Annotated in this window: 13 protein-coding genes; 1 reads left to right on the top strand and 12 read right to left on the bottom strand. The window is 41.0% G+C overall.

Annotation, left to right across the window (positions count from 1 at the left end; genetic code table 11):
- Positions 1 to 12 precede the first annotated feature (12 nt).
- The 4 genes from L6W14_RS08365 to L6W14_RS08350 form a co-directional block, all read right to left on the bottom strand.
- A complete protein-coding gene (locus L6W14_RS08365; protein WP_054550891.1) occupies positions 13 to 1,563 on the bottom strand; it encodes a hydantoinase/oxoprolinase N-terminal domain-containing protein in 1,551 nt (516 codons plus the stop codon).
- Positions 1,556 to 2,659: an S-methyl thiohydantoin desulfurase family protein gene (locus tag L6W14_RS08360; protein WP_237900318.1), complete on the bottom strand. Its 1,104-nt coding sequence runs from the start codon at positions 2,657 to 2,659 to the stop codon at positions 1,556 to 1,558. The genes L6W14_RS08365 and L6W14_RS08360 overlap by 8 nt, the downstream gene beginning before the upstream one ends.
- Positions 2,656 to 3,924: a cytosine permease gene (locus tag L6W14_RS08355; RefSeq protein ID WP_112117837.1), complete on the bottom strand. Its 1,269-nt coding sequence runs from the start codon at positions 3,922 to 3,924 to the stop codon at positions 2,656 to 2,658. The genes L6W14_RS08360 and L6W14_RS08355 overlap by 4 nt, the downstream gene beginning before the upstream one ends.
- A 129-nt stretch (positions 3,925 to 4,053) precedes the next feature.
- Complete coding sequence (locus L6W14_RS08350; protein ID WP_237900317.1) at positions 4,054 to 5,658, bottom strand: PucR family transcriptional regulator; 1,605 nt, start codon at positions 5,656 to 5,658, stop codon at positions 4,054 to 4,056.
- Between the two features lie 138 nt (positions 5,659 to 5,796).
- On the opposite strand from L6W14_RS08350, the gene L6W14_RS08345 reads away from it, so the two are divergent.
- Positions 5,797 to 6,642, top strand: a complete 846-nt coding sequence (locus tag L6W14_RS08345) for a pentapeptide repeat-containing protein (RefSeq protein WP_237900315.1) — start codon at positions 5,797 to 5,799, stop codon at positions 6,640 to 6,642.
- 41 nt (positions 6,643 to 6,683) lie between these two features.
- On the opposite strand, the gene L6W14_RS08340 is transcribed toward L6W14_RS08345, so the two are convergent.
- The 8 genes from L6W14_RS08340 to L6W14_RS08305 all read right to left on the bottom strand — a co-directional run bounded on the left by L6W14_RS08340 (position 6,684) and on the right by L6W14_RS08305 (position 16,159).
- Entirely contained in the window at positions 6,684 to 8,399 is a 1,716-nt protein-coding gene (locus tag L6W14_RS08340) for an FTR1 family iron permease (protein ID WP_237900313.1), read from the bottom strand.
- Positions 8,374 to 9,633, bottom strand: coding sequence for an iron uptake transporter deferrochelatase/peroxidase subunit (gene efeB, locus L6W14_RS08335; RefSeq protein WP_131519848.1), 1,260 nt, complete (start codon positions 9,631 to 9,633; stop codon positions 8,374 to 8,376). Before efeB ends, L6W14_RS08340 begins: the two co-directional genes overlap by 26 nt.
- A gap of 9 nt (positions 9,634 to 9,642) precedes the next feature.
- Positions 9,643 to 10,512, bottom strand: coding sequence for an iron uptake system protein EfeO (gene efeO / locus L6W14_RS08330; RefSeq protein ID WP_048390316.1), 870 nt, complete (start codon positions 10,510 to 10,512; stop codon positions 9,643 to 9,645).
- Between the two features lie 162 nt (positions 10,513 to 10,674).
- Positions 10,675 to 11,874, bottom strand: coding sequence for an MFS transporter (locus L6W14_RS08325; protein WP_131519847.1), 1,200 nt, complete (start codon positions 11,872 to 11,874; stop codon positions 10,675 to 10,677).
- An 11-nt stretch (positions 11,875 to 11,885) separates the two neighbouring features.
- On the bottom strand, positions 11,886 to 12,305 hold the full coding sequence (locus tag L6W14_RS08320; protein ID WP_054550884.1) for a MarR family winged helix-turn-helix transcriptional regulator: 420 nt from the start codon (positions 12,303 to 12,305) through the stop codon (positions 11,886 to 11,888).
- A 763-nt stretch (positions 12,306 to 13,068) separates the two neighbouring features.
- A complete protein-coding gene (locus tag L6W14_RS08315; protein ID WP_237900311.1) occupies positions 13,069 to 14,010 on the bottom strand; it encodes a nuclease-related domain-containing protein in 942 nt (313 codons plus the stop codon).
- 147 nt (positions 14,011 to 14,157) lie between these two features.
- The gene (locus L6W14_RS08310; protein WP_048390307.1) at positions 14,158 to 15,165 is read right to left on the bottom strand and encodes a FecCD family ABC transporter permease; all 1,008 of its coding nucleotides are present in this window, start codon (positions 15,163 to 15,165) and stop codon (positions 14,158 to 14,160) included.
- Positions 15,158 to 16,159 (bottom strand): FecCD family ABC transporter permease, encoded by a 1,002-nt coding sequence (locus L6W14_RS08305; RefSeq protein ID WP_048390305.1) that lies wholly within the window; start codon positions 16,157 to 16,159, stop codon positions 15,158 to 15,160. The genes L6W14_RS08310 and L6W14_RS08305 overlap by 8 nt, the downstream gene beginning before the upstream one ends.
- Between the last annotated feature and the right edge of the window lie 5 nt (positions 16,160 to 16,164).

Below are 16,164 nucleotides of genomic sequence, written 5' to 3'. Positions count from 1 at the left end.
TTCCTTTGACTGTTACACCATTTTCCCTACTACTTTTACCTTTAATCTTGTTGCATTTTCTGGATGATACGCGAGAGGTGTTTCTTCTACTTCCACTAGCTCAATGGTATCCTCAAGAGCACCTGCTAATACGGCTTGTTTCACAGCCTTGTTTTGTGCATCCTTCAAGGATTCCTCACGCGGTTCTTTGGAATAAATATAAATTTGCTCATATTGACCACTAATTTGTGCAATCGAGGCTCCGATGGCATTCGCAACACCACCGTATTCAGATTTTACAATTGTGGAAACGCCCCGAATCTTTTCTGGCACAATGATACCACCACCCCCTACTAAGACTAGTGACACATCCTCTGAGGAAGTTTTCATCTTATCAATCGCCTGTTCTAGTAACGAAGAAATTTCTTCTTGAACGGCTTTGGCAAAGGCTTCATCAATATGTGCCACTAACGTGGAATCACCTACATCTGCTAAGCCTAAACGGACAGCGATATCTGTTGTCGTTAAGGTCGAGCCACCGAAAACAAGGGCCTCCTCACTGATTTTATAGCCTACACTATCCGGCCCGACTGTAATTTTGTTGCCGTTCACACGAACAATACTTCCCCCGCCAAGTCCGACTGAAATAATATCTGGCATCCTAAAGTTTGTCCGAATGTCTCCCACTTCAACTGCGACCGAGGATTCTCGCGGGAAACCATCCTGTAATACACCGATATCTGAAGTGGTACCCCCAACATCCAATACCATCGTGTTTTGAATTTGAGATAAATACGATGCTCCACGGATACTATTTGTTGGTCCACAGGCAATTGTTAAAATTGGGAATTGCTTGGCGTAGTCGATAGACATTAATGTACCGTCATTCTGGCATAAATAAACCTCTACATCAAAAATGCCTTCCGCTTGTAACGCCTGTACAAAGCCCTGTGTTGTTGTCTCAATCACCTTACATAATGCAGCATTTAGAATCGTAGCATTTTCACGTTCTATTAACCCGACTGAACCTATTAATGAGGAGCAGGAAATTGGAAATTCCTCGCCATAGACTTCTTGAATCCATTCACGAACCTGCAATTCTTGATCATTTTTAATAGAGGAAAAGACACCAACAATCGCAATGGATTCTACTTGACCACGCCATTCCTCTAGTAGTTTTGTAATTTCCTGTTGATCAAGCGCACTCAATAATTGGCCGTCATATTCATAACCACCATGGGCAATGGCATAATTACCAGATAATTTATCAATCATATCCGCTGGCCAAGCTGTATAAGGGAGTACGGAAGCCGTCGCTGGATAACCTAGTCGAATGACACCAACCTTTGCTAGCTTTTTACGTTCAACAATGGCATTGGTGCATTGTGTTGTCCCTAACATCGCATGAGTAATTTTTGTTTTGTCAATATTTGCACCCTCTAGTAATTGTTGCAGTGACTTTTCAATCCCTGTTTTAATATCTAAGCTTGTTGGTGATTTCACACTGTAAATAAGCTGGCTATTATGGTCTAAAAGGATGGCATCTGTGTTTGTTCCACCTACATCGATTCCAATTTTATACATGCTCTGCTACCTCCTTTTTCACCAATTCCTCAATTGGCGTATACTCATATTCATAGCCAAAGTATTTGGGTCCAGCTGTTTCAATACCTTTTGCTGTACGCCATTTTTCATGTGCTGGTAAGCCAATCACACGCACACGTTTACCATATTTTAAGCTCTCTGTTGTAACAGGCAGTAAAGTTTCATAATCCACCAAACAAATTAAGTCTGGTGTCATCGCTATAACCTGCCCGTTTTTCTCAGCTAATAAGTTTTCATTTTGGAAATGAACCTTCATTTGATCATTTTTATAAGATTCAATACCTTCAAGATTCATTTTACCTAGGTTAAAGCCGCCCTTCGTTTCACGAATAACATCCACTATTTTTCCTTGGAAAAGCTCATATCCTTCCGCAAGCTTTAAAAGGCTTTGTAGCTTATCGTTCACCTCTTGATCTTTCGAGGCAATAATTTCACCGATTTTTTCAGAAAGCGTCACTATATGATGAACACCGCTTTGTTTAATTTGCGCACCCGTTGTTGGGTAGAGGCTCACTAGAGAACTAGCGCCCATTTCTACTGTTGCTGTTCGAGCGATACGCTCGGTCCATTTATTATCAATCGTTTCAAAAATACCAATATTCCCTTTTTCATCAGTGATGGCCATTGGCGTTGCCGAAATCCCATCTAAGTGGAATGTCACCATTTGTAATTCAGGAAATGCACGCCCCATGCCATCACAATCAATCAATGGTAAGCCAAGCTGTGCTGCTACTACAATAGGAATCATCGAATTGACCCCACCTGCTTCCATTGGATAGGTGCCTGCAATTTTTTCTTTCCCCAAATATTGGGCGAGCTTTTGGAAAACCTTAACAAACTCATCGCCACGTGGGAATTTTTCTACTAAAACTGATGGTGCCCCCATCATTGCGGCTGGAATGAAAAAATCATCATCCGCAATTTCATCCACTGAATACAACTTTACAGGGCCATTTTTTTCGATAGCAGAAAGCGCCATTAATTTTCCAATATAGGGATCTCCTCCCCCACCTGTTCCTAAAAATGCCGCCCCTATGGCAATATGTTCAATAGCTGCCTGATCTAAATATCTCATCTATGTTCCTCCAATATGACCGTTTTTTGTACAGATACACGATACCCAACATAATAAATCACGAATGAAATAATGATGCCAATCATCGGTTGGTTTGGTAGCGCTGGCAATGCTGGGAATAAGGAAAATACCACTGGCATACAGGCAATTACAGCACCTACTAGCCAAGAAAATACACCTAATCGATTGACCCCTTCAACTTCCTGCCAGCTATCTGTTTTGCCTTTATGAATGACCCAGTAGGAAGCAATCATCACCCCTGCAACAGGCGGAATCATCGCCGATAAAATTGACATGATAGGTGTAAAATAATTTAAAATCCCTACAACGGCTAAGATTGTGCCAATTGTACCCGCCACACCTATGGCTAATCGTTCTTTGTTTTTAGCAACATCAAATACATTAATTAAGGCAATACCACCTGAAATTGCATTGACCAAATTGGTTTTCCATGTTGCTAAAATCAGACCCACTCCACCAATAAAGGGTGTTGCGATATGCAGAAAGACTGCTGTAATATCACTTGTTTGATAGGCAATCGTTAAGACAGCTCCCACAGCAATCATTAGCACCCCTGCAGGAATAATCCCTAATGTAGCGGCTTTGAAAACGTCTGAACGCTTTTTTGAAAATTGCGAATAATCACCCGCTATAACAGCCCCTAATGCAAAGGACCCAATCGTTACAGCTAAACCATCCATAAAGCTCATATTGCCCTGCGGTTGATAATCCCGAACGAGCTGTAGTTGCTCACCAGTTAATATTTGACCTAAACCATACAGACAAATGATGACGAGCAATGGTACGGCGATATAGCTTAAAATACGCAACACCTTCATCCCATAAAGTGCGGATACGACCATGACCATACCACTAATGAAGGAAGCGATTGGAATGGGTATATTCAAATGATAGATTGCTAATAAGTTTGCTAAGGCTACGCCACACACATTGGCCTGAATGCCAAACCACCCTAAGCAAGCAATGGCTAAGATAATGGATAAAATTGTACGAGAGCCCTTTTTACCAAACACCTGTCCTGCTATATGGACAGTGGGCTTTCCTAAATCACTGCTTTGCATGCCTTGCAAGATCATGATGATCACGACAATAGCATAGCCTACAAAAGCAACAGCCAGTGCCTTTGATAAGCTCATATTGGTAATCAGTGCGTTACCGACTAATAAACTGGGAATACAAATCATGGCACCAGCCCAAATAATGCCTAAGCTATACCAAGATTGACCTTTATTTTCATTTTGCATGTGACTCCCTCCTTATTTGGTGATGGATTAATGTTTTTAATTATAGAAGACAGGTGAGTGTCGAGTCTTTTGCGCAAATGAAAAAAATAATCTGAAATTTTGTTCAAAATGACAAAATTTCAGATTATTCTAATCATTAATCAATCGATATAGCATGCAAGCCATGTAGGCATCATAAAATTCCGAATATACGGTAACATCTGTGCCAATCAGCTCACTAATTTTTTTGATGCGGTATTTCACCGTGTTTTTATGGATATAGAGGAGCTCTGCACAGCGCTCCACACTAGCATTTGCATCTAATAAAAAGGTTATCAATGTCTGCAAGGAATCATGGTCACGTAAAATGGGTTCAATTACAGATAAATATTCTTCAATCATTTCCTCGCCCTGCTTACTGACATCAATTGCCCTTTTCATGGAGCGCACTTCCGCTGCAGTAAACAATTTTCGCATCGGATAAATCGTATGGGCTTTGTCCCCCACCTGATTGACCAATTGATACATTTGACGAACAGACTTTGTATTTCTCATTTTAGGTGCATAAACAATTTCTGCGATTTGGGCATCATACTGAGTCGTTTCACTATATTCAATGGCAATTTCAAACTCATGATGCTTATAAAAGCAATTGCCTACCAGTACAATCATACAATGGTCAATGCATTGGATGACTCTTGTTTGATAATATTTGGACAGTTGCTCTTCTAATTCATCGCGAATTCTTTTTTCGTCTGCTAAATCATGCATGTAGACAAGCCACATCATTTGAATGGCGGAAACATCAATATGAAGAAGATTGGCTAATCTTCTCATTTTTTCCCCCTCGTCATTGATAATAGCTTTAACTAAGGCATATTCACTAACCTCATCATGCTTGTCTCCCCATAAATTTATGGCTACTTGCACAACCTCACTTACTTTTTCAATTGTCTTAGCAGGTAATTTTGTATTTTCTTTAATCAGAAATAAAAATAGCGGTTCACCATTTTTTTGATGTACTCTTTTATAGTCTACGACACAGGCGACATCACTTTTTAGCAACTCAAGCTTGCCTGCTTCCCTCTGAAAATTGGATTGGGAGCATTTTTCAATGACATTCGCTACATCTAATGATGAATTTCGTGGCCACATCACTTGGTTCACAATGTCAAAATGACTATTGGTGAGCACAATATTAGCCTTTAAACGATCTGAAAGCATTTTCAGTGTAATTTCAACACTTCTTAAATGCTCAGGTAGTAACGATACCTTTTCTAATGTCTCTTTGACAAAATGATCATTAACGCCTTGATTACTAACAATCGCTTCCATAACCTCATAGATAACCTCGTTATAGCGCAGTGAATAATCATTTCGCGGCATACAAATGATAATAAAGCCTTGTGCCTCCGCTAACGCAAGCACTTCTTCTGGAATATCAGGCAATACAATGCCGACATAATATAAAATAAGCCCCAGCTCTCCTAAATCATGTAAATGCTGAATCGTTTCACATTGCTGCTCCACACTATCTCGAATAGAGTAAAAGGAGCTAATGACAAGCTCCTCTGCATACCATTCCTCCTGTACACGGTTAATAATTTTCGAATAAAAATCAACATTCGATACCTCTAATACAGATAGAGATGATACAGTACGGTGTAAGTTATCTCGCCCTGTTAACACCTCTGCCCCTCGAAAAGATGGCAATTGTAATAATTCATTGACCGTTACCCCATGTTCCACCACCACTTTTCTTTACAACTCTTTTGAAGAAGAATACCATATCCCCTACTATCTTTCAAAATACAGTTTGCTCTCTATTTTTACTGGTAGCTTGTTAGTGTTAAAATAGTAACTAAATGGATAAGATCAGAGAGGAAAATGAGGATGTCTAATCAGACAAAAACCATTGGTACAAAAATCAGACACAGTCTACAGGCAGATTGTCAAAGCTGTTTTGGCTTGTGCTGTACCGCTTTAAATATTGTGGCTTCTAGTGATTTTGCGATCAATAAACCTGCAGGCACGCCATGTCCTAATTTGCAGGATAACTATAGCTGTCACATACATAGTCAGCTACGAGAGACAGGTTTTAAGGGCTGTACCGTTTTTGATTGCCTAGGCGCAGGTCAACAGGTTTCACAGGTGACATTTCATGGACAGGATTGGCGACAATCTCGTGAGCATGCTGACAAGATGTTTCGTGTTTTTCCTATTATGGAACAGCTTTACGAAATGATTGCATATGTGGCGGAGGCTTTGTCCTATCAGGTGGATAATATGCTTTATGAACAGCTAATTGCTCAATTGAAGCACCTACAGCAGACAATAGCTCAGGATGCAGATACCTTATTAGCATTGGATATGGTAGCTATTCGTATGCCGATCAATGCACTATTGCTCCAAACTAGCGAACAAATTCGCCAGCACATTGTGAAGGGAAAGGCTTCTAGAAACTTGAATCAGCGTGGGGCTGATTGGATGGGCAAAAATTTAAAAGGCAAGGATTTACGAGCGACTGATCTAAGGGGGAGTTATTTAATAGCAGCTAATCTTCAAGATGCGAATTTACAGGGAGTAGATTTCATCGGGGCTGATTTGCGAGATACCAATTTACGCGGTGCTGATCTTTCAACAAGTCTGTTTTTAACCCAAATGCAAATCAACGCGGCACAGGGGGATCGTTCGACTAAATTACCTTCCTATATAAAACGACCTGCTCATTGGCAATAAAAAAAGGTAGATGGCGTTTTACGCTCATCTACCCTTTTTCATTAGGCTTGTTTCTTTTTATAAAGCACAGTAGCCGCCACTAACACAAGTAAAATAGACTGTCCTATGATTGTTTCCACCGTTGGATAGAAGCCAATTAAGCTAATAACAGGTAAGCCATCAACAATCGTTGTGGACAGATTATCTGTCAGCTGCAAAGTATGCAGACTGACACCAATAATTTTAAAGGCTAGCACATAAATTAAAATAGTTGCTACTGCAAAAAATTTGTGAATTGGAATTTTGCCACTTGCTTTAAATAACACAACTGCAAGTACAGCAAGAATGAGCAGTGCCACCACAATTCCAAGAATAAACTGCGACGTTTCCATTTTCGGTGCAATCCCCGCATAAAAGACTAGTGTTTCTGCACCTTCACGGAAGACCGATAAAAAGCTAATCATAGCCATCGCAAAAATAGAGCCACTCGAAATGGCGTGACCCATTTGTTTGGAAATATAGCGATTCCAACTGACCACGCTTGATTTACTATGCAGCCAAATACCAACACCGATCATCATCGCTGCAGCAATTAACCCTACATAGCCTTCCATTAACTCGCGATTCGTATCAATCGTTGCCGAATTTAAAATTGTCGACATAAGGATGGCAGCTACGGCGGATAATAGAACGCCGACAAACGCTCCGACATAAATCCATTTGCGCATCTTGTTTTGTCCTGATTTATTAAGGAATGACACTAAGGCTAAAATAATCAGTAATGCCTCTAGTCCTTCGCGTAATAAAATTAACGCAGCGTCCCAAATTGTGTAATCGGTATCCCCTTGAATTAGCTCAATTTCAGTACGGAATGTATTTAATTGTTTGGTAATAGCTTGCTGATCGACCTTGGATTTTAATAAATCACTCGCGATAATCGGCATATCACTTTCAATTTTCGTGTAAAGACTACCATTACGTGTGGAGATTTCAATTTCTACGCTTGGCCAAATGGTAATAAACTCACGTATTTTATTTGAAGCTGCCTGGTAATCACCAGCATTGACAAAATCATTGGCCTCATCTATATAGGCAATTAATGTCGCTAATGAATACTCCCCCTCTACCACTTCGGCTGTTTCTTTACCAGCTACAAAATCCTCAATCGTTTGCTTTAAAGCAGCAAATTGAGATTGCATAAGCGCTACATCAGGCTCCTCAGCCGAAATAGAGATACGAAGAAATGCCATTTGTGTTTCGATTTGCCCGTACATTGCGATACTTTGTTCACGCACAGGTCGCTCATTTTTATTCCATTTACTATTAAAATCTTTGTAGGCTTCATCAATGGCCTGAATATCACCACTTGCTAAAGCTTTTTCAAAGTCTGCCATTATCGGCTTAAATTTTTGTCCAAACTCTGCTCGCTGTGCCGCTTCATCCACGGGATTTTCAAGCTTTTCTAATGCACGCAATGCATTGGATAGTGCGGATAGCGCCTCTAAACGTTCATCCTTGGACGTTGCCTCAGTAGCCTGTGCAAGGATTTCATCAACCTTTGCTTTTGCCTCTTTCTGCTCTGAAGATACTTTCGCCCAATCAATAGCAAATTGTTCAAGTGCCTGCTTGGCCTCCGCCTCTTTATCCTGCTTTGTATTCATCAGTGCATCACTAATCGCAATATAGAGATGACTATAGGACTGTGCAGCTTGCACAGGTAAAGCTAAAGTCAGCATAAGGGCAAACACGATACTACAGCGCGTTAAAAAGTGCTTCACCTAAATAACTCCCCTTTTGTACACCAGGGAAGCAAGCAAACACGGCACTGCCTCGATGGGTAATGTACTCATTCATTTTATCCATACGCCCTAAGCTATTTTGGATGGTTGTAAATTGGGCTGGGTCTTTTTGAAAAGAGATAAAGATTAGCCCCGCATCATGGGTCCCTGTATTCGACATCACGCCTGACGCATAGGAATAAGAGCGTCGCAAAATACGCGCACCTGATTTCCGCGCCAAATGGACATGTGATGTATCAGGCATTATATAATTGCCCTTATCATCCTTTGCCTCTACATCAAAATCATCGAATTCCTTTGTTTTGCCAAAAGGTGCCCCACTGTCGCGGTAACGGCCAAATGTTGCCTCTTGATCTTTCAATGATGTACGATCCCAAGTTTCAAGATGCATTTGAACTTTACGCGCAATTAAATAAGAGCCACCCTTTAACCAGCCTTTATCCACCCACACGACCTCATTTAAGTCTTTTTCATCCGTAATGGCTGGATTTACAGTACCGTCCTTAAAGGCGAAGAGGTTTCGTGGTGTCCCTCCACTAGCTGGAAACGAGTTAAAGCCCGCCTGTGACCATTTTATTGCTACTTTACCTGAAGCAGCTCGTACTAGATTACGAACAGCATGGAAGGCTACCTGCGGATCATCTGCACAAGCCTGAATACACAAATCACCACCTGTGTACTCTTTCTGTAGCTGATCTTTAGGGAAATGTGGTAAATCCTTTAGCTCCGCTGGTTTTAAATGCTGGATGCCCAGTTTATCAAATAATGAAGGCCCGACACCAATGGTAATGGATAGATTAGATGCATCTAAGCCCTCTGCCTCTCCAGTATCGCCAGTTGGCACTCTTGTATTTGTCGAAACATCGACCATGACTTCACCATTCATTAAACGCACTACAAGGGGTGTCCATTGCTGGAACAATGCTTGTAGTTCCTTCTTTGATGTCACTAATACATCTAAAGAAGCAAAATAAATATTCGTCTGTACAGGTGTCACAATACCTGACTGATGCTTGCCATAGAAATTGACCTTATTGCTAGCCGTCGTGCTATCTGCTACTGGCTCAAAGACATCATAGCCCATTGCTTTCATGACACCACCCAAGCCAGAGGCACCGATGGCAACACCTGCCACACCGATACCTGTTAGCTTTAACATATCACGTCTAGAAATTTTTTTATTTATAAATTTTTCCTCGTTTGACGTTGTCATTGTTTATGTTCACTCCAAAATGATACCCATTTGACTTAATGGTTCTCCAAGCTGATTCACCGCTGCTGCCAGTGCTTTTGTGTTTTCCTCCGTTAATTCTTCGTAAGATATATAGCCACCATCAGCCGTTGTATGCTGTGCTAATAAATCGTCTACTGCTTTGAATTTTTCATCAAGTGTTGCCACTAATGTAGAATCTTTTGCTTCTAATTTTGAGCGTAAAATCTCAAAGATTTTTTCTGCGCCTTCAATATTCGCTTTAAAATCATAAAGGTCTGTATGAGAGTAAATTTCTTCCTCACCTGTAATTTTAGATGTTGATACTTCATTTAATAAATCTACTGCACCTGTAATCATTAAGTCAGGTGTCACTTCCACTGTTTGCACAAGTGCATGCAATTCCTTCGCATCTGCAAGAAGCTGATCTGCTACAGCCTCATAACCTTTTGTTGTATTTTCTTCCCAAAGAGCATACTCAAGCTTATGGTAGCCTGACCATTCTTCCTCACCCTTACCTTCTTCTTGAATATCTGCTAAACGTCCATCGATGCGAGGGTCAAGATCACCGAAGCTTTCCGCAATTGGCTCAGAACGTTCAAAATACATACGTGCTGGCGCATACGCTGCCTTTGCTCCTTCAATATCGCCTGCTTTGAATAGGTTCACAAATTTCTCTGTATCTAGTAAAAATTGATCCATTTGCTCTAACGCAAATTGTTGATAGGCTGATAATTCAGAAGATAAATCCACCTCTTTTGTAGCTTGCTCCGCCTGTTCTGTTGCTGGCTTATCTTCTTTTTTTACTTCTTCTGTATTGCCACAGCCAGCCATTAAAATGCCTCCTGCTACTAATACCGACAAAAATGATTTGTTTTTCATACTTCGTACCTACTTCCGAATTTGTTTTATATTGTGATGATAATGATTATCATCATCTATTGCAACAACTATTTTTGTAAATAGAAAAAAACGTCATTTTTCAGTTATTCTTTACGAACAACTAGAAAAAAGACGTTTTTTCTACAATATAATGATTCTAATCTACAAAATTTTTGCTTGTTTCAAATTTTCATGTTTTCCATGTAAAAGGTAATAAAGCACAATCGACACTAAAATAACAAAGACCATCGAGAAGAAAATCGAGCTGTAGCCCATAGAGGGTACAAATAAGCCTAAGAAATAAGGCCCGACACCTAAGCCTAAATCATAAAAAATAAAATACGTAGATGTCGCAAGTCCTAAACGCTCATTTGGTGTTACTTTGATGGCAATTGCCTGTGCCACCGAGTTGAAGTTTCCATAGCCAATCCCGATACAAGCGGCAGCGATTAAAAAGGCAATCGTAGTTGTTGCTGAGCTAAAGGCATACATGCCTATTGCAAACAACACTAAGCATGGATAGATAATGATATTTGCCCCTCTTGTATCAAGCAATTTCCCTGTAAATGGACGTGTAGCCAAAATGACAATAGCATAGATAATAAAGAAGTAGCTACCTGCTGATACTAAATCTAGCTCCTTTGCATAAAACGTCATAAACGACATCACACCTGAATAAGCAAAGCCAATCACAAGTGCCACAAAGGCAATCGGTACTGCACGCATTTCAATAAAGTTCGTCACTTTAAACCCAGCCTTTACAGCTGTATCCTTTGCTTTTTTCGGTGCATCTGGCACGGTCACAATGTAATACATAAAGAAACAAATAATCGCTAACACAGAATCTACTGCAAAAATCATACGATAATCTGCAAATAGCTGTGTTAATAATATTCCAATAAATGGGCCAATGGCTGTGGCTAGAATAGCGCTTAAGCTATAATAACCAATCCCTTCTCCACGACGCTCAGCTGGTAAAATTTGTGCAATAATGGTACCTGTTGCTGTACTGGCAATCCCTAGTGCAATCCCCTGTACTAAACGATTGATCATCAGCAGCGGTAAATTGCCTGCTATAAAATAAGACATTGTTGATAACATAAATAATAATAGTCCACAAAATAATGTTTTTTTGCTACCCCAGTCTCCAATAATACGCCCTGTCCCAAGACGACCTAATAGTGTCCCGATAATAAAAATACTCGATACAAGCCCAGCTGTACTTGTAGAGGCATTAAAATGCTCCACCGCATATGCTGCTATCGTAACCATTAATAAATAAAAGATTAACGTAATGGTAAAATTAATAAGTGAGACAATTAAAAAATCTTTTGTCCATAGTTTCTTTCTGGCTGCTTCCACGTTGCTCTCCCCTATTGATTAATATTCATACAAATTCTTGCTAAAACCTGTGTCGCAATGTCAATATCTTGTTTTGGCACGCCTGCCAAAGCCTGCTCAAAAAATGGATTTAGATGCGACTTTATTTCCAGCACAAGCTCTTCCCCATGCTTTGATAGGTGTACCAGCTTTTCACGCTTATCCTTGCCCGTCATCGTTTCCACATAGCCTAGCTCCACCAGTTTATGTACAAGCTTCGTGACACTTGGCTTCTCTATAGACATGAAATTCGCGATATCTACAAATGAATGTGGACCCTTATCATTCAAGAAACGAAGCACTGCCCACTGTGAGCTATATAACTGATAAGGTTCAAGCTGCACATTCAGCTGATTAATAAACGGCCGATACATTAAGCGGTACTGATTAAAAAATTCCTGTTCAATTGTCACACTATCACTTCCTTTTATATTAGTTAGCCTAGCTAACTATATACCTAAAAACTCTATTTGTCTAGTAGGAAATAAGCGAAACATCGCTCTTGGGGGTGAGTGGTATCCTTCACTTTTATTGCGCTATCCATCACTTTGCGCGTTCTATCCGCTACTTTCCTTGTTCTATCCACTTACACGAAGCGTATCCTCCACTTTCTCTGTTCTATTCATCACTTTGCGCGTTCTATCCGCTACTTTCTCTATCTTATCCGTCACTTTCAGCACTCTATCCACTTAAACGAAGTGTATCCTCCACTTTCTCTGTTCTATCCACCACTTTGCGCGTTCTATCCGCTACTTTCCTTGTTCTATCCGTCACTTTCAGCACTCTATCCACTTACGCGAAGCGTATCCTCCACTTTCTCTGTTCTATCCGCCACTTTGCGCGTTCTATCCGCTACTTTCTTTGTTCTATCCGTCACTTTCAGCACTCTATCCACTTACGCGAAGCGTATCCTCCACTTTCTCTGTTCTATCCGCCACTTTGCGCGTTCTATCCGCTACTTTCTTTGTTCTATCCGTCACTTTCAGCACTCTATCCACTTACGCGAAGCGTATCCTCCACTTTCTCTGTTCTATCCATCACTTTGCGCGTTCTATCCGCTACTTTCCTTGTTCTATCCGTCACTTTCAGCACTCTATCCACTTACTTCAAGCGCCCTTTCTCTCTACAGCACTAAAAGCGACAATTCAGACCGCTTGAATTGTAACGCTTAGTTCGCTATTCCTTAATCCAATATTTCCGATGCTTTTTGACACCCTCTGCTTTCAAAGGGAGTTGTTGCATCAACTTGTACGCTAAATCGGGAGAGTCAATGCCAAAGAATTCGCGGAAGCTTCGATTGGTTACCTGCTGCCCGACTAGTAACCTGTAGTCCTCTAATGTTCGAACCAATGCATCATCGTCCACCAATCCACAACGTGGGCACGTCCATTTTTTATAGTGATACAATAATCGCTGCCCGTTAACACACTGTGGACATAACACACCCTTCACCATTTCCTTAAGAGGCACCTCTACCTCTTTTTTCAACTTTGTGTGCAGGGACAATAGAAGGTTGGCTAATTGTAAAAGATCAACGCTTTCTGTAGGTTGATAATGCTCTATCCATTTTTGTAGATGAAATCGTAACCCTTTCACATGAAATATCGGTTGCCCCTCAAAACCCTTTGTTAAAATGCCATTTTTCGTTGCCAGCACTACCGCATGTACAACAGGTAATTCGATACGTTCTTGCAGTAGAAGCTTTTTCATCCATATGACATGCCGATCCAGCTGAACAAACGGATCAGTCATTCCTTCCACAGTGCCATCCAATGTCATCCGTGTAAACTGTGCAAAAGGGACATCATATGAGAGATTTCCTGTTATATTTTTGATTTCAAGAATAAGTAAAAAATGAGGGCAGAGAAAGATGGTATCCATTTGATGGGTAGATCCGTAGCTATTTGCGGTTTGAAAATCATGTAGAAAATAATGTGGGGTTGGTAAATCGATTTCGAGCCATTCTGCATCAACACGTTGTTCCCCTGCAAGACCTGCTTGGACACGGCTCAAACGTTCACCATAATAAGCGTAGTTATTATGCGTCTGTGGCAATCTACGGAGCACCACCTCTAGTATTTTTTGCAAGTCCGATGGTTGTCGTGCTAATAGAATCATGTATGCACCTCCTGTTCTGATTATACAAAAAAAGAACCTCAACAAATGAGGTTCTCAAAAACTTGAAAGATAGATGATGTAAAATCTTTTTTTCATTATTTTTATTAGATCGAAAGACTGTTTTTGTGACCAATAACTAATACATTTCTATACATTTTTGCGTAATAAATATAGAAAATAAGGTGCGCCAATAAATGCAACAACAATCCCAGCAGGAACCGTTGCACTTGCAATAGCAACACGTCCAATGGTATCAGCAAGCATTAGCAAGCTTGCGCCAATGAATAGCGTCAATGGTAAAAAGAATTGGTAGCGTGGACCAACGAGCTGTTTTGCAATATGGGGAGCCATCAAACCGATGAAGGCTACTCCCCCTGTTACGGATACCGCGGCAGCCGCTAGTGCAACCGCAACAATTAATAATCGGAAACGTTCTCGCCCAATGTTCATACCAAGACCGACTGCTGTTTGCTCCGTCATGGCCAAGACATTTAAAACGTTGGCTTTATAGAAAATGTAAGGGATGCCCAGTACAAGCCAAGGCATTAGCGCCCAGAAAAATGGCCAATCTGTGCCCCATACATTTCCGGCTAGCCATTGTGCAATAAATTGTACATCGCTCCGCTCAGCAGAGGATATTAATACCATCATGACCCCTGATAAGGCTGATGCTACGCCTACCCCTACTAAAATGAACTGCACAGGATGGACACCCTTATTACGCTGATAAGAGAAAAAGTAAATACCCAGTGCTGTCACTAAGGCACTACAAAAGCCGACAATCGGTAAAATATAGGCAAAGTGAGGAAGGTCGCCATCTACTAGCAAATAAAAGACAGTAATCCCAACACCTGCGCCAGCACTGATACCTATAATTCCTGGGTCTGCTAAATCATTGCGGGTTACGCCCTGTAATACGGCCCCTGCCAGTGCTAATGCCATACCCGCAGCCGCTAGCACAAACATTCTAGGTAAACGGACTGAAAAGAGTACAAAGGACTCTTTAAAGCTACCATCGCCCAGTAAGGTTGGAAGAATTCGGTCAATAGAAACCGAAGCAGCACCTAATGAAATCCCTAAAATAAAAATGAACAAGGTTACCACAAGCCATATGAGTAACCATTTACGCTGTTTTTTGCGACCTTCTTTAAACAAATTGACGTCCTCCCTTCCGCACTAATAATAGGAAGAATGGAAGACCTAAAATCGAAATAATAGCGACAACTGGCGTTTCATAAGGTGCGTTAATCATGCGCCCTGCGAAATCAGCCAACACCATAAACCAGCCACCAACAATGGCGCTCATCGGTAAGACAAAACGATAGTCTGTCCCAACAAACGCGCGGACAATATGCGGTACCATTAAGCCAACGAAAGCTAGATTTCCGACTAGGGCCACAGCAGAGCCAGCCAGAATAACCACAACGAACATCATTACACCCTTTACGAGCGTAGTATTTTGTCCGACACCCACTGCTACTTCTTCATTTAAGCTTAAAATCGTTAATTGACGACTAAAAGCAAATGAAAGCAGTAAGCCAATAATAATAACGGGTACGATCAATAATGCCTGCCATGTTGTGCCAATGAAACCGCCACTTGTCCACATCGAAACATCTTTGGAAATTTGAAATAAAATGCCCGTCCCTTCAGCGATTGCCTGTAATAAGGCTGTGACAGCCGCACCAGCTAAAACAAGCTTTAAAGGGGAAAAGCCTTTTTTAGTAGAAGCACCAATCCCATAAACTAACATCATACCGATTCCCGCCCCAACAAAGCAGGCTAAAATTAACGTATAATACGAGAATTTAGGGATAAATGCCATTGTTAAAGCAAGGGCAGCATTTGCCCCTGCCGTTAAACCAAGCAGCCCTGGATCAGCTAATGGGTTCCGTGTAACCCCTTGCATAATCGCCCCAGCGACTGCGAGGGCACTCCCAACAAAAATAGCTGCAATGATACGAGGAAATCGAATTTCACGTAAAATCGTGTAATGTTTACCTCCACTTTGTCCGACAATTGCTTGAAAGACATCTTGAATGCTTGTATTCGCTGCCCCTAAGCACAGCGAGATACTGGCAGTACCAATTAATACAAGCAATGCAAGCAATACCTGAAGCCAAAATGGAAGCTTTCGAAACTTTGTCATTCGCC

The organism is Lysinibacillus sp. ACHW1.5, assembly GCF_022014815.1.
Lineage (GTDB): Bacteria > Bacillota > Bacilli > Bacillales_A > Planococcaceae > Lysinibacillus > Lysinibacillus capsici.
The sequence above is the reverse complement of the archived record's forward strand: the minus strand, read 5'-3'. Positions and strand labels throughout refer to the sequence as shown.